The sequence below is a fragment of the Pseudomonas sp. JL3 genome (genome assembly GCF_031570575.1).
GTDB classification, from domain to species: domain Bacteria; phylum Pseudomonadota; class Gammaproteobacteria; order Pseudomonadales; family Pseudomonadaceae; genus Aquipseudomonas; species Aquipseudomonas cucumis.
This window is the reverse complement of record NZ_JAKWJK010000006.1, coordinates 183,869-204,862: the sequence shown is the minus strand read 5'-3', so window position 1 is coordinate 204,862 and position 20,994 is coordinate 183,869. Positions and strand designations below refer to the sequence as shown.

The following is a 20,994-nucleotide window of genomic DNA, read 5'->3' as shown; positions in this document are numbered from 1 at the left end:
CCATGGGCGCAAGCATTCTCACCGCGAAGAACCTCAGCAAAGTGGTTCCGAGCGCGGAAGGTGAACTGACTATCCTGCACGAACTCAGCCTGGAACTGAACAAGGGCGATAGCCTGGCCATCGTCGGCGCCTCCGGTTCCGGCAAATCCACTCTCCTGGGCCTGCTCGCCGGCCTCGACCTGCCGAGCAGCGGCGAAGTCACCCTCGCCGGGCAAGGCCTGAGCAATCTCGATGAAGACCAACGCGCGCGCATCCGCGCCGAGCATGTGGGGTTTGTCTTTCAATCATTCCAGCTGCTCGACAGTCTCAATGCCTTGGAAAACGTCATGCTGCCGCTGGAACTCGATGGCCGCAAAGACGCTCGCGAGCGCGCCACCGAACTGCTGCAACGGGTCGGTCTGGGCCAGCGCCTGACGCACTCGCCGCGTCAGCTTTCCGGTGGCGAGCAGCAGCGCGTGGCGATTGCCCGGGCGTTCGCCGCCGAGCCCGACGTGTTGTTCGCCGATGAACCCACCGGCAACCTCGACAGCCACACCGGCGAGCGCATCAGCGATCTGCTGTTCGAACTCAACCAGGAAAGCGGCACGACCCTGGTGCTGGTGACCCACGACGAACGCCTGGCACATCGCTGCCGGCGCCTGATCCGCCTTGAAGCCGGCCTGCTGGTCGCCCCTCTGGAGCCTTGATGGCACGCTTGCCGCTATTGCGCCTGTTCAGTCTCGCCATCCGCCAATTGCTGCGCGATGCCCGCGCCGGTGAGTTGCGCGTGTTGTTCTTCGCCTTGCTGGTGGCCGTGGCGGCGAGTACCGCCATCGGTTACTTCGGTGCCCGCCTGAACGGCGCCATGATGCTGCGCGCCACCGAGTTTCTCGGTGCCGATCTGGTGCTCGAAGGCAGCTCACCGGCGCGACCGGAACAGGTGAGGAGCGGCACAGAGCTGGGCCTTGAACACGCTCAAGTGGTGGAGTTTTCTAGCGTCATCGCCACTGACAACGGCATTCAGCTGTCCAGTATCAAAGCCGCCGATGACATCTACCCGTTGCGCGGCGAACTGAAAAGCGCCCCCGCGCCCTTCGCGACGGAAGAACCCGGTGGCGGTCCGAAACCCGGCGAAGCCTGGGTCGAAGCGCGACTGCTGACCGCGCTGGACTTGAAGATCGGCGACAGTATCGACGTCGGCATGAAAACCCTGACGCTGGCGCGAGTACTGACCTACGAACCGGATCGCGCCGGCAATTTCTACAGCCTGACGCCACGGGTGCTGATCAACCTCAGCGACCTTGAGGCAACCGGCGTCGTGCAACCCGGCAGCCGGGTCAGTTACCGTGAACTCTGGCGCGGCAACGCCTCGGCGCTGGAAGCCTATCGGCAGCGGATCAAACCCGAGCTGGCGGCCAATCAACGCATCCAGGATGCTCGCGATGGCAACCGGCAGATCGGCGGCGCCCTGGGCAAGGCTGAACGCTACTTGAACATGGCCAGCCTGGTGGCGGTGTTGCTGTCCGGTGTGGCGGTGGCGCTGTCGGCGACACGCTTCGCCACGCGCCGATTCGATGCCAGCGCATTGCTGCGCTGCCTGGGTCTGTCCCGCCGGGAAACCATGGTGCTGTTCAGTCTGCAGCTAACCGTACTTGGACTGCTCGCCAGCATCAGCGGTGCCCTGCTCGGCTGGCTGGCGCAGCTCGGGCTGTTTGCACTGCTGCATGATTTACTGCCGACCGATGTTCCACCGGGTGGCCTGCTGCCGGCCATCGCCGGGATCGGCACCGGGCTGGTCGCGCTCGCCGGCTTCGCCCTGCCACCATTGGCCGCTTTGGGTCGAGTGCCACCGCTGCGCGTGTTGCGTCGCGACATGCTGCCCATTCCGTCCAGTACCTGGATTGTTTATGGCGCGGCATTGGGCGCCCTCGGCCTGATCATGTGGCGCTTGAGCCTGGACCTGTTGCTGACCTTCGCCCTGCTAGGCGGCGGTGTGATCGCGGCGCTGGTGCTGGGCGGTTTGCTGTTGCTGCTACTGAAGAGCCTGCGCCGGATGCTGGCGCGCGCCGCATTGCCATGGCGCCTCGGGTTGGGCCAACTGCTGCGCCATCCATTGGCAGCGGCGGGTCAAGCCCTGGCCTTCGGCTTGATTCTGCTGTCCATGGCGCTGATCGCTCTGCTGCGGGGTGAGCTGCTCGACACCTGGCAAAACCAGTTGCCGAAAAACGCCCCTAACTATTTCGCCCTGAACATTCTGCCGGCGGACAAACAGGCCTTTACCGATCGACTGATGGAGTTGTCGGCACAATCGGCGCCGCTGTACCCGGTGGTACCGGGACGGCTGATCAGCATCAATGGCGAACCGGTGCAGGAGATCGTCAGCAAGGATTCGGCCGGCGATCGAGCCATTCAACGCGACTTGAGCCTGACTTGGGCGGCAGACCTGCCAGCGGGCAACAAACTCACCGCCGGCAACTGGTGGGACCAGCAACCAGCGGATGAAATACCCGGTGTTTCGGTGGAAGGTAAAGTCGCCGAAAGCCTCAAACTCAAGCTCGGCGATCACATGGTGTTCACCGTCGGCGGGGTCAATCGGGAGGCGAAAGTCACCAGCCTGCGGGAGATCAACTGGGACAACTTCCAGCCGAACTTTTTCATGATCTTCCAGCCCGGCACCTTGAAGGACTTGCCGACGACCTACCTGACCAGTTTCTATCTGGCGGCCGGTCACGATCAGCAGATCGTCGACCTGTCCCGCAGCTTTCCAGCAGTGACCATTCTGCAGGTCGAAGCCTTGCTGGCGCAGCTGCGCAGCATTCTCGGCCAGGTCACCCTGGCAGTGGAATACGTGCTGTTGTTTGTGCTGGCGGCGGGGATGGCGGTGTTGTTTTCCGGCTTGCAGGCAACGCTGGATGAACGCATTCGCCAAGGTGCGTTGCTGCGAGCGCTAGGCGCCGAGCGGCAGTTGCTGGTCCGGGCCCGGCGTATCGAGTTCGGCCTGCTCGGCGCGGTCAGCGGGTTGTTGGCGGCACTGGGTTCGGAACTGGTGAGCCTGGTGCTCTACCGTTATGCCTTCGACCTGCCTTGGCATCCGCATCCATGGCTGTTGGTGTTGCCACTGATCGGCGCAGTACTGATCGGCGGTGCCGGTGTGTTCGGCACACGCCGCGCCTTGAACGCCAGCCCCCTGACAGTCTTGCGCGAGGGTTGATAAACTCAAGCGCTCTGATCACGTATTCAACCACAAGAAGTCGCCATGAGCCGTTATCGCCCTCCCCGCACCGCTGGCACCGCGCTGATCACCCCCGAAGGTGAAGCGCGGATGCGGGCCGAGTTTCATGAACTCTGGCATGTGCGCCGACCGCAAGTGACGCAATCGGTCAGCGAAGCGGCGGCCCAGGGCGATCGCTCGGAAAACGCCGAATACACCTACGGCAAAAAGATGCTGCGCGAGATCGACAGTCGCGTGCGTTTTCTCACCAAACGCCTGGAAGCCCTCAAGGTCGTCAGCGAAAAACCCAGCGATCCGAACAAGGTTTATTTTGGCGCGTGGGTCACGATTGAAGATGAAGACGGCAAAGAGTCGCGCTATCGCATTGTCGGGCCAGATGAGCTGGATCTGAAACTAGGCCTGATCAGCATCGACTCACCGTTGGCACGCGCCTTGATCGGCAAAGCACTGGACGCCGAAGTGCGGGTGCAGACGCCGACTGGCGAACAATGCGTGTATATCGTGGCGATCGACTATTTATGAGCCCCAGCGCTCTGAGCCTCAGCGGCGGGCAATCAGTCCTTGGCGCGCGACGCGGGTCAGCTGTTTGATCATTTCAGGTGCATCCTGCGCACTGGGCGATTGAATCACCGCCAGATCGAAACTGTCGTTGGCAAACCGTGCCAGTGACTCGCCGTCGTCAACAAACTGAATCAGAAAGGCAGCAGGCCCACCGGTACGACGTGGCCAGCCATCGAGGTAACGCAGAAGCGTCGGCTGATGTTTACCGCCAAGCAGGATTTTTGGATTGCGCTGGGTGAGGTGTGCCGTGATCGGCGCAGGGCGTATAACAGGGCTTAATGCATTCATTGTGTCGTGTCTCTGCCTCAAAAGTCTGCATGGCAGGTGAGAGGCAACACCGAACCAGCGCTTTAGCGGTATTTCGAAGCCTGTTTCAAGCTTCTATCGGCAACCGAATGAGTCACCTGGCGCCCCGCAAGTAGCTGTTTAAATCGGCGCATGGGCAGCATCCTAGAGAAGCTGACCGGACAGTGTCAAGAATCACCAGCAACAAAAAAGGCCTGCACAGTGCGTCGCACAATGCAGGCCTTTTCGTTGAGCCAGGGGTCAGTCGGTGATGGCGCGGTCTACCGACAGCTTGCCTGCACCTTCGATCAGCACCGCGAGGCTGCCACCGAGCAACGCCAAGGCGAATTCATAACCGTTGTTAGCCATGAACAGACCGTTGCTGATATGCACCGTGAAAATAGCCACCAGCGAGAGGAAGGTCAGACCCAGCGCCGCCGGGCGTGCCAGCAGGCCGATGATCAGCGCCAGACCGCCGAAGAACTCGGTACCACCGGCCAGCATCGCCATCAGGTGACCGGGTGCCAACCCGATGCTTTCCATGTACTGCGCGGTGCCGGCAATGCCGTAGCCGCCGAATGCCCCGAAGAGTTTCTGTGCGCCATGGGCCGCGAAGATGATGCCGACGAAAATCCGCAGAATCGTCAGACCGTAGCCCGCGCGAGTGAACAGTACCTTGTTGATCAGTGTGCTCATGCTGTGTCATCCATTGTGAGTGTGTGTTGGTTGGCCGCTATATTAATCAGTAAAACTCATGTTAAAAGCGCAAAAAACGCACCATAACAATCAGCTTAGTCGATCATTTCCGTGAGGCCACTTTTTGCCCTTGGGGCTCCAACGACTCCCGCTCCCGATCGAACGCCAAGTAATACTTGTTCACGCTATTAACATAGCTGACAGCCCCCATTCCCACCTGCTCCATGGCGATGCGCTCGACCTGGAAAAACCACTGATTAGGATTCAAGCCGCGCCGCCGGGCTTCGGCGCGCATGCCTTGGACCCGCTCCGGCCCCATGTTGTAGGCCGCCAATACGAACGCCATGCGCTCGCGCTCGTTGAGTTTGGGGCTGGCAAAAAACTTGCGGCGGATCATCGCCAGGTACTTGGCGCCGGCCTGCACATTGGCATCGAGGTTTTGAATATTACTCACGCCAACCCGTTGGGCGGCGGACGGGGTGATTTGCATCAGGCCGGTGGGGCCACTGCCGCTTCTGGCGTTGGGCTGCAGCGCCGATTCCTTGAAAGCCAGCGCCGCCAGGTTCAGCCAGTCCATGCCTTGGGCCTCAGCATGTTTTTGCAGCACCGGTCGAAGTTTTTCCAGGCGCTGCCGATCGGCCTTGGCCAAGGGATAGTGCACTTGATACAGGCGTCGATAGATCCGCAGGAACGCTGCATCCTGGTCCGACGGCTTCTTGTAGGTCGTCAGGAAGCGATCGATGCTCGAACGCAGCATCGAGGCGTCGCGGCGCACGAACCAGTATTCCTCCCCCGGCTCGCTGATAAGAACCTGACGATCAAAGCGCAATTTGGACAGGATCTTGCCCCAACGTTCGGCAATCGGTTGCTCGACAATCGTCAGATGAAAAATCCCGCCCTGGACCATTTCCAGCACGTCCTCGACCGCCAGGCTGGGGTCGACCCACTCGATCTTCACCGGCGCCAGTTTGTGCAGCGCGAGCTTCTGATTGATCTGACTGACTGCATCCCCGGCGGCGCTGCCGGTGGGCAGCGCGAGGGTTTTGCCCGAGAGTTGTTCGAGACGGGTGTACCGTCGTTCGCCCTTGATCCCCACCAGCAGCAACGGCACATTGCTGGCGATCGGTTGACTGGTACTGACGGCGAGGCCCGGTTGCGGGTCGAGTAACTCCCCCGGCGCAACCAGATCACCCTCCCCGCGCTGCAACGCGCCGAGCAGTTGATCCTTGGCTTTGGGAATGATCTTGAGGGTGATTTCCTGGCCATCGCGGGCATGGCCATTGAGGTATTGTTCGAAGGCGCGCAGGCGGTGATATTCGACACCGATGGCCTGGCCCTGGACTTCGCCGGAGCTGTTGCGGCTCTGGTTGACCAACACCCGCAGCACGCGACTGCTGCGAATCTCCGCCAGGTCGCGGACCTTGGCCGCGGGCACGGCTTGCAACGGCCCGGCCAGGCGCGCAACCGCCGGCATGGGCAGCAGCAACGAACAACACAGCAGTAACAAAACCGAGGGACGAATCATCCACTCTCCGGAAAGAATACTGGTCGACTTCATAGGTGATTTCATGACGTCGAGCGACAGAAACAGAGCGCCTGAAACGCTGGCAAAGTGCGTGAGAGTGGCACAGTGATGGCAAATCCACCAACCCCAACCTGTCTCGCGGCCTCAACAGACAGCTTTAACTCATTGTAGTTCTTGGCTTTTCTTATAAATCTACAGCTCTGATATGCTTTCCGGCCTTTGGTCCGAGGTAGCACCATGCAACTCATCGATATCGGCGTCAACCTGACCAACCCCAGTTTCGCCGACAAACACCAGGCTGTACTCGACCGTGCCTATGCTGCCGGAGTCTGCCAATTGGTGCTCACCGGGACCAGCGTCGAGGGCAGCGAACAGGCTCTGGAGCTGTGCCAGCAACTGGACGAAAGCGCTCAGCGGCTGTTCGCTACGGCCGGTATTCACCCGCACTCGGCCAGCGACTGGAACGCCGACAGTGCTCAGCGTCTGCGCAGTTTGCTTAAGGAGCCGAACGTGGTGGCCGTGGGTGAATGCGGCCTCGATTTCAATCGTGATTTCTCGCCCCGCCCGCAACAGGAAAAAGTCCTCGAAGAACATCTGGCGATGGCGGTTGAGCTGCAGTTGCCAGTGTTCCTGCATGAGCGCGACGCCAGCCAACGATTGCTGGAGATCCTGCGTGATTACCGCGACCAATTGCCGGCGGCCGTGGTGCACTGCTTCACCGGTGAGAAAAAGGCCCTGTTCAGCTATCTCGACCTCGATTTGCACATAGGTATCACTGGCTGGATTTGTGATGAACGCCGGGGCACGCACCTGCATCCGTTGGTCAAAGAGATTAAACGCGGGCGCTTGATGCTGGAGAGCGATGCGCCGTATCTGCTGCCCCGCAGTCTGCGCCCCAAGCCGAAGAATGGTCGCAACGAGCCAGCGTATCTGACTGAAGTGTTGCGTGAAGTGGCGTTGCATCGCGGCGAAAGCCAGGAAGACCTGGCAAACCACACCACAGCCTGCGCGCGAGCATTCTACGGGTTGCCCTCAATCCCTCAATGAACACCCGCTCCCACAGGTTTGGCGGTGGTGCTCGTTGACCTGCATCAACATCTGAATTCCTGAATAGCGGCACAATACTGGCACCTTGCCAAAACTGTTTCCGCTATCAGAGAAGACCTCCATGGGTGCCTGGCTTAGCAACATCTCGCTGAAGTATAAATTCTGGGCGGTCAACGCCGTCGCCTTCGTCACCACCCTGTTGCTGGTGCTGTACGCCGTGCAGCTTGAACAACAAGCCCGCAGCCACGCCGCCCAAACGTCGGCCCAGGCCCAGGCGCGGTTACTCAATGCCTGGCCTGCCGGGCAGCCGCTGCCCAAGGCCGATAACCTGCTGACCTTCAATCGCGGGCAAGCACCATTACTGAACGGGCAACCGCTGCTGGAGCTGACCGATACCAACGGTTGGGTCGAGATCAACTCCCTGCCGCTGTTCGGTGAAAATCCGTTGATGGGCGCAGAGGTATTCACTCGGCCTGACGGTCAACAGATCGCGGTGATTGCCCATGGCCCGAGCCTGAGCCAAGTGTTCGGCGAACGCTTCACCCACTACGCGGTAGCGGTGTTCATCCTGATGCTGGCGATGCTCGGCGCGTCGCAACTGTTGATCCGCTTCCTGCTCAGCCAGCTCAACACCTTGAAAGACGTGATGCTCCACGTCGAGAAAACCGGTGACCTGTCGGCTCGTGTACCGCTGGCTTGCAAGGATGAAGTCGGGCAAATGGCCAATGCCTTCAATGCCATGCAGGCCGGTTACCAGCGGGTGGTCAACACCGTCGCCAACACCGCTCGGCAACTGGATGTCGGTGCCGCGCGGCTGGCGTCGAGCATGAACGAGGTACGTCACGGGATGCTTGGCCAACAAAGCGAAACCGATCAGGCTGCCACAGCGATTAACGAAATGACCGCCACGGTCCACCACATCGCCCAACACGCCGGGGCTACTCGCGACCTCTCGCAAACCGCCGACACTCTGGCCGGCAGCGGGCAGGAAGTGGTCACTCGGGTGCAAAAGTCGATTGGCGGGTTGTCCACCGGCGTACAGCAAACGGCCGAGATGATTCAGCGTCTGGCCGAGGACAGCCAGAAGATCAACGGCGTGGTCAGCGTGATCCACAGCATCGCCGAACAGACCAACCTGCTGGCCCTTAACGCAGCCATCGAAGCGGCCCGGGCCGGTGAAATGGGCCGCGGGTTTGCGGTGGTCGCCGATGAAGTGCGTAACCTGGCCAAGCGCGTCCAGGCGTCCACCGACGAGATCACCACCATGGTTTCAGCGCTGCAAGCCGGCACTCGGGACGCCGTGGACTTCATGCAGGAAAGCTCGTTCAAGGCGGACGACTGCCTGCAGCAGGCCCAGGAAGCCAGCGTGGCCCTGGCCGAAATCACCAGTGCGGTGGCGCAGATGCGTGAAAGCAATACGCAGATTGCGGTGGCAGCCGAGCAGCAGAGTCATGTGGCGGAGGAAATGAATCGGGCGGTGGTGAGCATTCGCGACGTGACCGAAAACACCGTTCAACAGACCGTGAATTCGGCGATTACCAGCAATGAGTTGGCGATGTTGGCGGGGGAATTGAGCAAGGCCATTGGGCAGCTCAAGCTTTGAGGGCCTCTTCGCGGGCAAGCCTCGCTCCTACAAGCGAAAGCGTCAGCCCGGTCAACATCAATATTGCCCATGGCCCCTATCACTTCGATAGCCAGCCTTGATTCGCCGACGGCTTTTGCCACGCCTATTCTTTATTCAAGCGCCTCACAAATAAAGGATCAGCATCATGGGCAAACGTCACCCCAACCTTCCCGCCTGGCAATGGCGACTGCACCCGCACAGCCACCAGCACCCGACCGATCCGGTGTTGCACATGATTGCCGTGCCGCTGTTCATCGTGGCGTTTTTGCTGATGGTCTCGGGGGTGTTCAGCCTGGATCTGGCGAGCTTCGCGATCGGCGTCATCGGCCTGCTCGCCGCCCTGGGCCTACAGCGTCACAGTCATCACCTGGAGGCGTAGCCTGCAAGTATCAGGCGAAAATTGTCACGGTCTGCCGACTCATGGCGATCAACTGACCGTCTTCGCTCCACAGTTTTGCGGCTGCGTGCCCGTAGCCGTCAGCGGCATACTCGATTTCAACCAGGTACTTGCACCAGTCGAGCGTGCTCAACGCGAGCAACGGCTGGACGAATTCGATAGTCCAGGTCAACGTGCTGCCTGCCGCCGGTTTCTTCAGATGCGACAACAAGGACGGCGGCCAGGCGTCGACCAGCGCCAGAATATGCGCCTCGCTGACCACCTCGTCCTTCCCTTCTCCACGCAAGCGCACCCAACCACCCATATCGCGGGAGGTGTTGCCCGTGAACGGCAGGCCACCGATGCTCCAGCGCATTGCCAGGTGACGCATGAATTCCGGGGTCACCCCTTTGATATAGGGCATTTCCTGGCAGTCGACCCAGTGCTTCATCTCGGGCGCAGCGTTGGCCGTGACCGCCACCTCGGAAGGTCGCGAGGCGCCGAAGCTGCCCTGGACCAACGTCACCACTTGGCCCTTCTGCATCGCCCGGCCCAGCACTTGGCTGACGGCTTTGCCTTCGCGCAGCACATCGACTTCAAAACTGACCGGCACATCGGGCTCGACCGGGCCGACAAAAGTGATTGCCAACGAACGCACCGGACGGTCCGCCGGGACTTTTGCGCGCATGGCTTCGTATTGCAAGGCGGCTATCAGCCCACCAAAACTGGCTCGCCCCTGACCCCACTCGGCCGGAATAGACAACGCCTGCGGCTGACTGCGAACAGCGTCGAGCAGATCGGAAAAGTGCATGGGAACCTCAGAGGCAGGAAAAATGGATGGAACGATCTTAACCAGCCCGCAAAGACGATACAGCGCTTATTCCGGCCAAAATCACGGACAGATGAGCCGTGCCAACATTGAACACACAAACTAAAGTGGGAGCGGGCTTGCTCGCGAAAGCGGGCTTGCTCGCGAAGAGGGCATGACATTCAACATTTTCGTTGAATGTCATGCCCTCTTCGCGAGCAAGCCCGCTCCCACAGTTTCAGGATTTGAAGCAAGCGGCGCTGAGTTTGTCGAGGACGCGGTCGGCGCGCGCTTCGGCCTTGGCCAAGGTGGTTTTCCAGACCGCGACACAGGGCTGCAAATCGGGCTCTTCCTTGGCGCGGTCCAGCCACTGCCAGCTGTCGTGCCAATCGCCCAGAGCGGCCTGCGCCGATTTCAGGTTGGGCAAGGCCGCTTCCGGCAAGCGATCCAGTTCGGGGTAGGCTTCGATGCCATAACGCACGCGCTTGATCAGCAGGCGCAGGCGATGGCGGTCATGGGCGGGATCATGCAGGGCCTGGTCGAGTTTCTTCCATTGTTTGCCCAGGCGTTTTTCGATGCGCTTACGCAAACCCTTGAGCAAGCCCTGGCGCTGGGAAGCCCGCAGAAAACGCGGAAAGGCGTCGAGGATCATCAGCATCTGCGCCAGCTCGGGGCTCGCCGCCACGATGGGATAAGCCTCGTCCATCCGCGCCATGCGCCGGTGCGCGGCCTCGGGTTGATCGTGCTGGAGCAAGTACGCCGCCAACACTTCGCGATCGCGCAACGGCGTGGTCAGATCACCCACCCGGGACGCCGCCGCTTCCAGTTGCTCGACCCCAGGCAAACCGCGCAAGGGCCGCAGCAGGCTGCGCAAACGCCGCACGGTGGTGCGTAGATCATGCAGCGCTTCAGAGTCGGTACGCGCACTCAAGCGTGCCTGACAGGCGAGCAGGCGAACGTCCAAGCTCAGAACATGAGCCACCAACCGATCAACCAAGGCAGACATCGCTTGCTCCCTGAATCGAATTGCCCCAAGTGAGCGCTATCATGCCTCAACGGCCGGCGCGGGATTCACGGATGTAGAAGCGCGCCTTCTCGGCCTTCTTGGTACAACCCTCGTATGCTTCGAATTGCTGCTGGGTCTTGGCACCGGTCAGCAACGACAGCGCCTTGGAATAGCTGACGGTCCCGGCAAAGCCCTCGACCTTGGCCAGATCCAGTTCACGCCAGGCGGCGTCGAGCTGGCTCCCGCAGCTGTCACGGTAAGCGGTTTTACCGGCACAACCGGCGAGTGCCAGGGCAATCAACGGCACACAGATCCAGGCTTTCATCACTCACACCTCAAAGATAATAAACAGTCGTGCAGCTAAGACGGCCTGGCGCGTGAAAAGTGCCTTGGACCCGCAATGGAAACTATAGCGCTCGCGAGGATACCCATTCGCCTTTATTGAGTGTCAAAAAACGACGCTATCGCCCCGCCGAACGACCATAGCGATTGAAGCTTGCCCCTCGATAGGCGCATTGTTGAACCTTGTCAGAGAGGTCGTTTCATGAAAAAGCGTGTCGCACTGGTGTTGGGCTCGGGTGGCGCCCGGGGCTACGCCCATATCGGCGTCATTGAAGAGATCGAACGGCGCGGCTACGACATCGCCTGCATCGCCGGTTGCTCCATGGGCGCGGTGGTCGGCGGGATCTATGCCGCCGGTAAACTCAAGGATTATCGCGACTGGATCGAGAGCCTGGATTACCTCGACGTCTTGCGTCTGGTGGACGTCAGCTTTCGCCTGGGCGCGATTCGCGGGGAGAAGGTCTTCGGGCAGATCCGCAAGATCGTCGGCGAGATCAACATCGAAGACCTGCGCATTCCCTACACCGCCGTAGCCACGGACCTGACCAACCAGCAGGAAATCTGGTTTCAGGAAGGCTGCCTGCACCAGGCCATGCGCGCCTCGGCGGCGATCCCCAGCCTGTTCACGCCGGTGATGCAGGGCAATCGAATGCTGGTGGACGGCGGTATCCTCAACCCGTTGCCGATCGTGCCGGTGGTGTCGAGCCATTGCGACCTGATCATCGCGGTCAACCTCAACTCCACCAACCAGCGTCACTATCAACTGCCGGTGATCCAGCGCCCGGCCGCGTTCAAGACCCGCTTCGACAGTCTGATCAACTCGCTGGGATCGAAATTGCCCTTCCGCCGCAAGCAGGCCGAACAATTGCTGCTGCTGGAAAAGGAAGCGTTGATGGCAGAAGCGGCCGAGATCAACCCGTGGATCGAATCCGCCGAGCCAGAAGGCCAGCAACCGGCGGCGGCCCCGGAAAGCAACGGCGCACCGAAGTCCGCCACCGGATCGTTCATCATCGACAACGTGGGGCCGGCATCCTTGCTGGACCTGATCAACCAGAGTTTCGAGGTGATGCAGACGTCATTGGCACAGTACAAGATTGCCGGGTATCCGCCGGATATCCTGATTAACGTGCCCAAGCGGGTGTGCCGGTTTTTCGAGTTCTACAAAGCGCCGGAGTTGATCGCGCTGGGGCGTGAGATTGCCCGGGATACGCTGGATCGGTATGAGAATGAGCGGGATTCTTGAGGCCTGACGATCATTCCCACCCTCTGCGTGGGAACGATCAACTAAAGACTACCCTCACTCAACAACCGATACCCAACCCCCGCTTCGGTGACGATGAACCGTGGCTGAGTCGGATCATCCGCCAGTTTCTGCCGCAGGTGCCCGACCACTATCCGCAGATAGTGGCTGTCTTCGGTGTGGGTCGGGCCCCAGATGTCCTTGAGCAATTGCTGCTGGGTGATGACCCGCCCCGGATGCCGCGCCAGTTGCGCCAGTACCGCGTATTCCTTGCGGGTCAGCGCCACTTCGGCGCCGTCCAATAGCACCCGGCGATAAGCCAGGTCCACGGTGAGCGGACCGAAACTGAGCGCCGCTTCCTGGGCCTCACCGGTCGGCGCCTGACGCAGCAACGCACGCACTCGAGCGAGAAATTCCTGGATGCCGAACGGCTTGGTCACGTAGTCGTTGGCGCCGCCATCCAGGGCCTGGACTTTCTGCCCTTCGCTGGCGCGCACCGAGAGCACCAGGACCGGCACCGTCGACCATTCGCGAAACTCGCGCAACACCTGCTGGCCGTCCATGTCCGGCAGGCCGAGGTCGAGCACCAACAGGTCGGGTTTGTTCAATGCAGCCTGGGCCAGGCCTTCCGTGCCGGTGCCGGCCTCCAGCACTTTGTAGCCTTGGGAAACGAGGCTGATGCGCAGGAATTTTCGGATCTGCGGTTCGTCGTCGATGACCAAAATGGTCGCGGTCTGGCTCATGAATTCACATCAACACAAAGAAGTGGCAAGAGAGTAGCGCAGACGAGATCAGGCTTCACTGTCCAATCCCGGCTGAGTCTGCAACGGCAAATGCAGCGTGATGCAGGTGCCGCGCCCTTCGATACCGTCGGCGACGCTGATCCGTCCGCCATGGGCACCGACCATGCCCTGACAGATCGCCAACCCCAGCCCCGTGCCCTGCCCACCGCGATCGCCACGAGCGGCGGTGTAGAACATGTCGAAAATCTTCGCCCGGTCCTCCTGCGGTATCCCCGGCCCTTCATCGCTCACCGAAAAAAACAGCTCGCTGTCAGTGGCCCCGGCACGCAATTCAAGACGCCCGTGGGGCGGTGAGAAACGCGCGGCGTTTTCCAGCACATTGACCAGTGCTTGCTCGATCAACGCGGCATGCACATAGAGCAGCGGCAGTTCGGCCGGCACTTCGGTAATGACCTGCAACGACGCCAGCACCGCGCGCAGACGATTGAGCGCACTGCCGACGATGTCGGCCGGTGACACCCAGTCCCGCGCCAGCTTCAGGGCGCCGTGACCGAGGCGAGTCATGTCCAGCAGGTTTTGAATGTAGCGATCCAGCCGTTCGGCTTCATCGCGAGTACCTTCGAGCAGTTCGCGACGGTCCTCCAAGGGAATCGCCTCGCCAAGCGCCAGCAGGCTGTCGATGCTGCCGCGCATGGAAGTCAGCGGCGTACGCAAATCGTGGGACACCGAGGCCAGCAGCGCGCTGCGCAGCTGCTCGGTTTCACCATGCAAGCGCGCCGCTTCAAGGTCATCAGCCAGTTGCGCGCGGGCCAATGCCTGGGCCAGCGGTTGGCTCAGCGCGGTCAGCAAGCGCCGCCGCTGGCCGCTCAGGGTCTGACCTTCTTTGGCACACACGCCGAGCAGTGCCAGCGGCCCATCGTCCACCGACAACGGCCACCACCACCAGCGCCCGAACGGCAAGGTGCCGGTGCCTGCGCCGGCCGGCTGATCATGTTGCCAGGCCCAATCGGCGGCGGCGCGCTCGGCTTCGGAGAACTCCAACGGCCCACCGGTTTCGACTTTCCAACCGCTCTGGCCATCGCGATTGAGCAGGCACAGTTTCAGGTCGGTCCAGCCATTGAGGTGTTGCGCCGCAGCGCTGACCACGGCCTGACGGTCGGTGGCGGCGGTGAGTTTGCGCGACAGGTCGAGCAGTTCGCTGGTTTCTTCCTGGGTGTCGCGCAGGGCCTGCAATTGTCGCCGTTGCCGCGCCGCCAGGTTGCCGGTGAGGGCCGCCATCAGCAGAAAGAACAGCAAAGTCAGCACGTCTTCTTCGCGCTGGATTCTGAAGGAGAAATTTGGCGGAATGAACAAAAAGTCATAGGTCAGAAACGACAGCACCGCGCAGGCCAATGCAGGGCCGAGGCTGCTGCGCACCGCCACCAGCAATACCGCCGCGAGGAACACCAGCGAAATGTTCGGCAGCGGCAAGGCGCTCGACACCGCCCAGGCCAGGGCACTGGCGAGCACTGTAGCCACCAGCGCCAACGCGTAGTCGAACCAGACCAACGACTGCGCCGAGGGTTGGCGCGGTTGATGCTGTTCCTGATCGCTGTCGAGCACGTTGATTTCCAGCCCGCGAGCATCGCGCAGTAAACGAGACGCCAGACCACCGCCGAACAACCGTCGACGCAAACGCTGACGCGACTGGCCCACCAGCACCAGGCTGGCGCGTCGTTCAGCGGCGTGCTGGATCAAGGTTTTCGCCACCTCACCGGCGCGCAGCAACACCACTTCGCCACCGAGGCGTTCGGCCAGTTGTTGAGCGCTTTGCAGGCGCAGACGCGATTGCTCGTCGCGTATACGGCCATTGTCCACATGCACCAGGCTCCACGGCAGATGCCGCCGCTGGGCGACGCGACTGGCGTGACGCACCAGACGCTCGGCCTGAGCATCGCCATCGACACCCACCAGCAAGCGACCGCGCACTGCCGGTGCGGCCTGCCCCAACTGGCGATAACCCTGGGCCAGATCGTTATCGACCTGAGCGGCTGCGGTTTGCATCGCCAGTTCGCGCAGGGCCGTGAGGTTAGTCTGGGTGAAGAACGCATCGATGGCCGCCCGCGCCTGCTCCGGCACGTAGACCTTGCCGTCGCGCAGACGCTCCAGCAACTCACGCGGCGGCAGGTCGATCAGCAGCAATTCGTAGGCTTCTTGCAGCACCCAGTCCGGCAGGGTTTCGCGCACCTGTACGCCGGTGATGCCGCGCACCTGATCGTTGAGACTTTCCAGATGCTGGACGTTGACCGTGGTGAACACGTCGATGCCGGCGGCCAGCAATTCCTGGATGTCTTGCCAGCGTTTGGCGTGACGACTGCCGGGGGCATTGCTGTGGGCCAGTTCATCCACCAATACCAATTTCGGTTTGGCGGCCAGCAGACCGTCGAGGTCCATTTCTTCGAGCATCACGCCGCGGTACTCCGAGCGCACCAACGGCTGCTGGGGCAAGCCAGCCAGTAGCGCTTCGGTTTCGGCGCGACCGTGGGTTTCGACCACGCCGGCCATGACCTTCACGCCCTGGCGCAGTTGAGTGTGGGCGGCTTGCAGCATGGCGTAGGTCTTACCCACGCCTGGCGCGGCACCGAGGAACACCTTGAGGCGGCCACGGCCATCGCGGGGCAGGTCTGCTAACAGCGCGTCGGCGCGGCCGGAATCACTCATGCTTGAAGTTCTCTCTCATTGATCGTTCCCACGCTCTGCGTGGGAATGCAGCCCGCTATGCTCCGCGTCCCAGCCGAAGTGGACGCAGAGCGTCCATAGATGCATTCCCACGCAGAGCGTGGGAACGATCCTTTCCAAACTTTTAACCTTTACAAGTTTTCCAGCGCCGCATTCAACGCCAGCACATTAACCACTGGCGGCCCAACAAGCGGCTGCTCGATGTGCGCATCCATTAATTGCTCAAGCGCAGACACCGGCAGATTGCGCGCCGCCGCGACACGCGCCAGTTGATAGGCAATTGCGGCCGGTGGCAAGTGCGGATCGAGGCCGCTGCCGGAGGTGGTCAACATCGCCAACGGCACCGGCCCCTGCCCGGTCACCTGCAATTTATTGGCGTCGTCGATCACCCGTGTGGCCAGCGCCGGGTTGCTGGGCGAAAGGTTGCTGGCGCTGCTCGACACGGTGGCAAAGGCCCCGGCCGATGGCCGTGGATGGAACCAGGCGTCGCCGACGAAATCCTGGGCGATCAGCGACGAGCCTCGGACCTTGCCGTCGGCGTCGCGCACCAGGCTGCCGTTGGCCTGGTCCGGAAAGGCGACCTGGGCGATGCCGGTGACGACCAAGGGGTAAGCGACGCCGGTGATCAGGGTCATCAGCATCAGCAGGCTCAGGGCCGGACGTATCAGTGTGGACATTTCACAATCCTCGATTCGGATAACAAATACAGCATTCAGTCAGGTGCAACGTGGCGCATTCATCGCGAGCAGGCTCGCGAAGGCGGCGCAACTGGCGCGCCGCGAAAGTCAAACCAAATGCAACGCCGTCAACAACATGTCGATCGCCTTGATGCCCACGAACGGCACCAGAATCCCGCCCAGCCCATAGATCAGCAGATTGCGCCGCAGCAACGCCGCCGCGCTCACCGCCTGCACCCGCACACCACGCAGCGCCAGCGGAATCAACACCACAATGATCAAGGCATTGAACACGATCGCCGACAGAATCGCGCTCTGCGGACTGCTCAGGTGCATGACGTTGAGCACACCCAGTTGTGGGTAGATCGAGGCGAACAGCGCCGGCAGGATCGCGAAGTATTTGGCTACGTCGTTGGCGATGGAAAAGGTCGTCAGCGCTCCGCGGGTCACCAGCAATTCCTTGCCGATCTGCACCACGTCCAACAGCTTGGTCGGATCGCTGTCGAGGTCGACCATGTTCGCCGCCTCCCGCGCCGCTTGTGTGCCGTCGTTCATCGCCATGCCGACGTCCGCCTGGGCCAGGGCCGGGGCATCGTTGGCACCGTCGCCGCACATGGCGACCAGGCGCCCGTCGTTCTGCTCGTGACGAATGCGCGCCAGTTTTTTCTCCGGTGTGGCTTCGGCCAGCACGTCATCCACGCCTGCTTCGGCAGCAATCGCAGCAGCGGTCAGCGGGTTGTCGCCAGTGACCATGACCGTGCGAATCCCCAGCTTGCGCAGCTCGGCGAAACGCTCGCGGATGCCAGGCTTGACCACGTCCTTGAGGTGGATCACACCGAGTAACTTGCCGTCGGCGCAGACCAGCAACGGCGTGCCGCCACTCTGAGCGATCTTGTCGATTTCCCGGGACAGAGGCGCTGCCAGATCGGCGCGTTTCAGGCCGACGAAGGTCAGCAGCGAATCCACCGCGCCTTTGCGATAGACCCGGCCCTGATAGTCGACACCGGACAGGCGGGTTTCAGCACTGAACGGCACGGCGGTCAGCACCTCGGCGGACGGCTCGGGTTGTGGGTGAAGACCGCGCAAGTACTCGACAATGGATTTGCCTTCAGCCGTGTCATCGGCCAGGGAGGCGAACAACGCGCCTTCTGCCAGCTCTTGGGCGGTGACGCCTGGCGCGGCATAGACCGCAGAGCAACGACGGTTGCCGAAAGTGATGGTGCCGGTTTTGTCCAGCAGCAGAACGTGCACGTCCCCCGCTGCTTCCACGGCACGACCTGATTTGGCGATCACGTTCAGGCGCACCAGACGGTCCATCCCGGCGATACCGATGGCCGACAACAAGCCACCAATGGTGGTCGGAATCAGCGTGACCAATAACGCCACCAGAAACACCAGCGGCAGGCTGCCGTTGGCGAAGTGGGCGAACGGTTGCAGGGTCACCACTACCAGCAGGAAGATCAGGGTCAGGCCGATCAGCAGGATATCCAGCGCCACTTCGTTCGGGGTTTTCTGGCGTTTGGCGCCTTCGACCAGCGCGATCATGCGGTCGAGGGTCGACTCGCCGGGGTTGGCGGTGATGCGCACCAGCAGCCAGTCGGACACCAGTCGAGTGTTGCCGGTGACGGCCGAGCGGTCGCCGCCGGACTCGCGAATCACGGGCGCCGATTCACCGGTAATCGCCGCTTCATTCACCGCCGCGATACCTTCGATCACCTCGCCGTCACCGGGAATCATCTCCCCCGCTTCGACGCGCACCACATCGTTCTTGCGCAGGCTGCTGGCGGGCACCACTTGAAAACTGCCATTGGCAGTTTTGCGACGGGCACTCAAGCCTTCGCTGCCGGCCTTGAGGCTGTCGGCACGGGCCTTGCCGCGACCTTCGGCCAGCGCTTCGGCGAAGTTGGCGAACAACACGGTGAACCACAGCCACAACGCGATTTGCGCGGCGACGAAAGTCGGCACGGCGTTGTCGGGAATGAAGCACAGCACAGTGGTCAGAATCGCGGTCAGTTCCACCACCAGCATCACCGGCGCACGCTGCAATTGCCGTGGGTCGAGCTTGACGAAGGCTTGCACCAGCGCCGGGCGCCAGAGGGCCGAAATCGCGGTTTTCGGTTGTTCCGGCGCCTTGACGACGGCGGCTTTAGTTGCGGGCATATTCATCATTGACTCCTTAGAAGCCCAGGCTCAGGTGTTCAGCGATTGGACCCAGCGCCAATGACGGCAGAAAGGTCAGGCCACCCACCAGCAAAATGGTCACGGTCAGCAAGGTCACGAACAGCGGGCCATGAGTCGGGAAGCTGTTCTGGCCAATCGGCGCGGTTTTCTTCATCGCCAGGCTGCCGGCCAGGGCCAGTACCGGAAGGATGTAACCGAAGCGCCCAATCAACATGCCAAAGCCCAGCATCAGGTTGTGGAACGCGGTGTTCGCCCCAAATCCAGCAAACGCTGAACCATTGTTGGCACTGGCCGAGGTGTAGGCATAAAGCAACTGGCTGAAACCGTGAGCGCCGGGGTTACTCACCGCCGCGACCGGGCCTGGCAGGCTGGCGGCAATCGCACCCAGCACCAGCACGCCCACCGGCATCACCAGCAAGGTCACCACCAGCAATTGGACTTCCCGGGCTTGCAGTTTCTTGCCGAGGTATTCCGGAGTGCGGCCGATCATTAACCCGGCAAGGAACACCGCGATCAGCACGTTGAGCAACATGCCGTAGAGCCCGGCACCGACGCCGCCGAAGATCACTTCGCCGACCATCATGTTGATCATCGCGACCATCCCGCTCAGCGGGTTGAGGCTGTCGTGCATGCCGTTGACCGAACCGTTCGACGCCGCAGTAGTAGTCACCGACCACAGCACGGTGGCGGTGGTGCCGAAGCGCGCTTCCTTGCCTTCCAGCGGCGCGGTCTGTTCCACGGCGACGTTGGCCAGGGTCGGATTGGGTTGGTATTCAGCCCACAGCGACGTCGCGCCGCCGATCAAAAACAGCGCCAGCATGCAGGCGATGATCGCGCGGCTCTGACGCAGGTCTTTCACGTAATGGCCAAAGGTGAACACCAGCGCCACCGGGATCAGAATGATCGAGGAGACTTCGAACAGGTTGCTCCAGGCCGTCGGGTTCTCGAACGGATGCGCCGAGTTGACGCCGAAGAAGCCACCGCCGTTGGTGCCCAGTTGCTTGATCGCAATCTGGCTGGCGGCCGGGCCGAGCGGAATCACCTGATCGATGCCTTGCATGGTCACGGCGTTCACGTAGTGGGCGAAGGTTTGTGGCACGCCCTGCCAGACCAGAAACAGCGCCAGCAACAGGCACAACGGCAACAGGCCGTAGAGGGTGGCCCGGGTCATGTCGACCCAGAAGTTGCCCAGGGTTTTGGTGGATTTGCGACCGATGCCGCGACACAGCGCAACCAACACAGCGAGACCAGTGGCGGCGCTGACGAAGTTCTGCACGGTGAGGCCGACCATCTGACTCAGGTAGCTGAGGGTCGCTTCGCCGCTGTAGGACTGCCAGTTGGTGTTGGTCATGAAGCTGACGGTGGTGTTGAACGCTTGCGTCCATTCCTGACCCGGCAGGTTTTGCGGGTTCAGCGGCAAGTGATCCTGAAACAGCAGGATCGCAAACAGCAGCAAAAAACCCGCGAGGCTGAAGGCGAGCAAGGCCAGGGCATATTTCTGCCAGCTCTGTTCGGCCTGCGGATCGACGCCAGCCACCCGATAGCAACCACGCTCCACTGGCCCGAGAATCGGCGAAAGCCAAGTGCGCTGCCCTTCCATCACCTTGTAGTAGAAGCGCCCCAGAAACGGTGCAGGGATCAGCACCACGGCGAAGAAGGCGAGGATCAGCCAATAGTCATAACTGTGCATAGCCGCTCCTAGTTCCGGTCCGCGCGCAACAGCGCAACCAACAGATAAATGAACAGCCCCACTGCCAATAGCAGTGACACTCCGTCCAGAACGCTCATGGAAGTTCTCCGTGTTACGGCGTATTGCCGCGTGTGGAGGGATTGTCGGCAGGGAGGCTGTAAAGGCGCGAGATCGAGGGGTGGGGCGGAGAATAAAGAATGCGTAAAGAGTGGGTTTATAGCTTTGTTACAGCGGTGCCCAGGCGGGCCTCATCGCGGGCAAGCC

18 protein-coding genes and 1 pseudogene are annotated in these 20,994 nt (G+C 61.6%); 7 read left to right on the top strand and 12 right to left on the bottom strand.

Annotated elements, in window-relative coordinates; all coding sequences use genetic code 11:
• Positions 1-2 precede the first annotated feature (2 nt).
• Genes MMG91_RS13655 through greB form a run of 3 tightly spaced genes read left to right on the top strand, consistent with a single transcriptional unit; the run spans position 3 to position 3,733 of the window.
• Positions 3-686, top strand: a complete 684-nt coding sequence (locus MMG91_RS13655; RefSeq protein WP_007899869.1) for an ABC transporter ATP-binding protein — start codon at positions 3-5, stop codon at positions 684-686.
• A complete protein-coding gene (locus tag MMG91_RS13650; protein ID WP_310659893.1) occupies positions 686-3,190 on the top strand; it encodes an ABC transporter permease in 2,505 nt (834 codons plus the stop codon). The genes MMG91_RS13655 and MMG91_RS13650 overlap by 1 nt, the downstream gene beginning before the upstream one ends.
• 45 nt (positions 3,191-3,235) lie before the next feature.
• Complete coding sequence (gene greB / locus MMG91_RS13645) at positions 3,236-3,733, top strand: transcription elongation factor GreB (RefSeq protein WP_129436988.1); 498 nt, start codon at positions 3,236-3,238, stop codon at positions 3,731-3,733.
• Between the two features lie 18 nt (positions 3,734-3,751).
• Here greB and MMG91_RS13640 read toward each other — a convergent pair whose 3' ends face one another.
• From MMG91_RS13640 to MMG91_RS13630, 3 genes are all read right to left on the bottom strand, one after another.
• On the bottom strand, positions 3,752-4,060 hold the full coding sequence (locus MMG91_RS13640; protein WP_305446397.1) for a class I SAM-dependent methyltransferase: 309 nt from the start codon (positions 4,058-4,060) through the stop codon (positions 3,752-3,754).
• Positions 4,061-4,318: 258 nt separating this feature from the next.
• The gene (locus MMG91_RS13635; protein ID WP_310659892.1) at positions 4,319-4,753 is read right to left on the bottom strand and encodes a DoxX family protein; all 435 of its coding nucleotides are present in this window, start codon (positions 4,751-4,753) and stop codon (positions 4,319-4,321) included.
• Between the two features lie 103 nt (positions 4,754-4,856).
• Positions 4,857-6,278, bottom strand: a complete 1,422-nt coding sequence (locus tag MMG91_RS13630; protein ID WP_305449837.1) for a transglycosylase SLT domain-containing protein — start codon at positions 6,276-6,278, stop codon at positions 4,857-4,859.
• Positions 6,279-6,515: 237 nt separating this feature from the next.
• On the opposite strand from MMG91_RS13630, the gene MMG91_RS13625 reads away from it, so the two are divergent.
• From MMG91_RS13625 to MMG91_RS13615, 3 genes and pseudogenes are all read left to right on the top strand, one after another.
• On the top strand, positions 6,516-7,325 hold the full coding sequence (locus MMG91_RS13625) for a TatD family hydrolase (RefSeq protein WP_183683384.1): 810 nt from the start codon (positions 6,516-6,518) through the stop codon (positions 7,323-7,325).
• A gap of 121 nt (positions 7,326-7,446) precedes the next feature.
• Positions 7,447-8,928 carry a methyl-accepting chemotaxis protein gene (locus tag MMG91_RS13620; RefSeq protein WP_310659891.1) on the top strand — a complete coding sequence of 494 codons (1,482 nt, stop codon included), beginning with the start codon at positions 7,447-7,449 and terminating at the stop codon, positions 8,926-8,928.
• Between the two features lie 166 nt (positions 8,929-9,094).
• Positions 9,095-9,325: pseudogene (locus tag MMG91_RS13615) on the top strand (terminase); the annotation flags it as partial.
• Between the two features lie 13 nt (positions 9,326-9,338).
• On the opposite strand, the gene MMG91_RS13610 reads toward MMG91_RS13615, so the two are convergent.
• From MMG91_RS13610 to MMG91_RS13600, 3 genes are all read right to left on the bottom strand, one after another.
• Positions 9,339-10,136 carry an acyl-CoA thioesterase II gene (locus MMG91_RS13610; RefSeq protein WP_305502771.1) on the bottom strand — a complete coding sequence of 266 codons (798 nt, stop codon included), beginning with the start codon at positions 10,134-10,136 and terminating at the stop codon, positions 9,339-9,341.
• A gap of 235 nt (positions 10,137-10,371) precedes the next feature.
• The gene (locus tag MMG91_RS13605) at positions 10,372-11,139 is read right to left on the bottom strand and encodes a CHAD domain-containing protein (protein ID WP_305446401.1); all 768 of its coding nucleotides are present in this window, start codon (positions 11,137-11,139) and stop codon (positions 10,372-10,374) included.
• A 46-nt stretch (positions 11,140-11,185) separates the two neighbouring features.
• Complete coding sequence (locus MMG91_RS13600; RefSeq protein WP_095055823.1) at positions 11,186-11,464, bottom strand: hypothetical protein; 279 nt, start codon at positions 11,462-11,464, stop codon at positions 11,186-11,188.
• Positions 11,465-11,683: 219 nt separating this feature from the next.
• Between MMG91_RS13600 and MMG91_RS13595 the strand changes: the two genes are divergently transcribed.
• Positions 11,684-12,724 carry a patatin-like phospholipase family protein gene (locus MMG91_RS13595; RefSeq protein ID WP_305446403.1) on the top strand — a complete coding sequence of 347 codons (1,041 nt, stop codon included), beginning with the start codon at positions 11,684-11,686 and terminating at the stop codon, positions 12,722-12,724.
• Positions 12,725-12,765: 41 nt separating this feature from the next.
• On the opposite strand, the gene MMG91_RS13590 is transcribed toward MMG91_RS13595, so the two are convergent.
• From MMG91_RS13590 to kdpF, 6 genes are all read right to left on the bottom strand, one after another.
• Positions 12,766-13,464 carry a response regulator gene (locus MMG91_RS13590; RefSeq protein ID WP_305502774.1) on the bottom strand — a complete coding sequence of 233 codons (699 nt, stop codon included), beginning with the start codon at positions 13,462-13,464 and terminating at the stop codon, positions 12,766-12,768.
• A gap of 48 nt (positions 13,465-13,512) precedes the next feature.
• Positions 13,513-16,164: a sensor histidine kinase KdpD gene (locus MMG91_RS13585; RefSeq protein WP_310659890.1), complete on the bottom strand. Its 2,652-nt coding sequence runs from the start codon at positions 16,162-16,164 to the stop codon at positions 13,513-13,515.
• Positions 16,165-16,313: 149 nt separating this feature from the next.
• The gene (gene kdpC, locus MMG91_RS13580; RefSeq protein ID WP_310659889.1) at positions 16,314-16,859 is read right to left on the bottom strand and encodes a potassium-transporting ATPase subunit KdpC; all 546 of its coding nucleotides are present in this window, start codon (positions 16,857-16,859) and stop codon (positions 16,314-16,316) included.
• Between the two features lie 108 nt (positions 16,860-16,967).
• On the bottom strand, positions 16,968-19,025 hold the full coding sequence (kdpB, locus tag MMG91_RS13575) for a potassium-transporting ATPase subunit KdpB (protein ID WP_310659888.1): 2,058 nt from the start codon (positions 19,023-19,025) through the stop codon (positions 16,968-16,970).
• A 10-nt stretch (positions 19,026-19,035) separates the two neighbouring features.
• Positions 19,036-20,730, bottom strand: a complete 1,695-nt coding sequence (gene kdpA / locus MMG91_RS13570) for a potassium-transporting ATPase subunit KdpA (RefSeq protein ID WP_310659887.1) — start codon at positions 20,728-20,730, stop codon at positions 19,036-19,038.
• An 8-nt stretch (positions 20,731-20,738) separates the two neighbouring features.
• The gene (gene kdpF / locus MMG91_RS13565; protein WP_007899818.1) at positions 20,739-20,828 is read right to left on the bottom strand and encodes a K(+)-transporting ATPase subunit F; all 90 of its coding nucleotides are present in this window, start codon (positions 20,826-20,828) and stop codon (positions 20,739-20,741) included.
• Positions 20,829-20,994 lie beyond the last annotated feature (166 nt).

What these genes read in the sequence shown, in the direction of transcription:
- MMG91_RS13655 (WP_007899869.1), top strand. Translation starts at nt 3, where the DNA reads ATGGGCGCAAGCATTCTCACCGCGAAGAACCTCAGCAAAGTGGTTCCG.
- MMG91_RS13650 (WP_310659893.1), top strand. Translation starts at nt 686, where the DNA reads ATGGCACGCTTGCCGCTATTGCGCCTGTTCAGTCTCGCCATCCGCCAA.
- greB (WP_129436988.1), top strand. Translation starts at nt 3,236, where the DNA reads ATGAGCCGTTATCGCCCTCCCCGCACCGCTGGCACCGCGCTGATCACC.
- MMG91_RS13640 (WP_305446397.1), bottom strand. Translation starts at nt 4,060, where the DNA reads ATGAATGCATTAAGCCCTGTTATACGCCCTGCGCCGATCACGGCACAC.
- MMG91_RS13635 (WP_310659892.1), bottom strand. Translation starts at nt 4,753, where the DNA reads ATGAGCACACTGATCAACAAGGTACTGTTCACTCGCGCGGGCTACGGT.
- MMG91_RS13630 (WP_305449837.1), bottom strand. Translation starts at nt 6,278, where the DNA reads ATGATTCGTCCCTCGGTTTTGTTACTGCTGTGTTGTTCGTTGCTGCTG.
- MMG91_RS13625 (WP_183683384.1), top strand. Translation starts at nt 6,516, where the DNA reads ATGCAACTCATCGATATCGGCGTCAACCTGACCAACCCCAGTTTCGCC.
- MMG91_RS13620 (WP_310659891.1), top strand. Translation starts at nt 7,447, where the DNA reads ATGGGTGCCTGGCTTAGCAACATCTCGCTGAAGTATAAATTCTGGGCG.
- MMG91_RS13610 (WP_305502771.1), bottom strand. Translation starts at nt 10,136, where the DNA reads ATGCACTTTTCCGATCTGCTCGACGCTGTTCGCAGTCAGCCGCAGGCG.
- MMG91_RS13605 (WP_305446401.1), bottom strand. Translation starts at nt 11,139, where the DNA reads ATGTCTGCCTTGGTTGATCGGTTGGTGGCTCATGTTCTGAGCTTGGAC.
- MMG91_RS13600 (WP_095055823.1), bottom strand. Translation starts at nt 11,464, where the DNA reads ATGAAAGCCTGGATCTGTGTGCCGTTGATTGCCCTGGCACTCGCCGGT.
- MMG91_RS13595 (WP_305446403.1), top strand. Translation starts at nt 11,684, where the DNA reads ATGAAAAAGCGTGTCGCACTGGTGTTGGGCTCGGGTGGCGCCCGGGGC.
- MMG91_RS13590 (WP_305502774.1), bottom strand. Translation starts at nt 13,464, where the DNA reads ATGAGCCAGACCGCGACCATTTTGGTCATCGACGACGAACCGCAGATC.
- MMG91_RS13585 (WP_310659890.1), bottom strand. Translation starts at nt 16,164, where the DNA reads ATGAGTGATTCCGGCCGCGCCGACGCGCTGTTAGCAGACCTGCCCCGC.
- kdpC (WP_310659889.1), bottom strand. Translation starts at nt 16,859, where the DNA reads ATGTCCACACTGATACGTCCGGCCCTGAGCCTGCTGATGCTGATGACC.
- kdpB (WP_310659888.1), bottom strand. Translation starts at nt 19,025, where the DNA reads ATGAATATGCCCGCAACTAAAGCCGCCGTCGTCAAGGCGCCGGAACAA.
- kdpA (WP_310659887.1), bottom strand. Translation starts at nt 20,730, where the DNA reads ATGCACAGTTATGACTATTGGCTGATCCTCGCCTTCTTCGCCGTGGTG.
- kdpF (WP_007899818.1), bottom strand. Translation starts at nt 20,828, where the DNA reads ATGAGCGTTCTGGACGGAGTGTCACTGCTATTGGCAGTGGGGCTGTTC.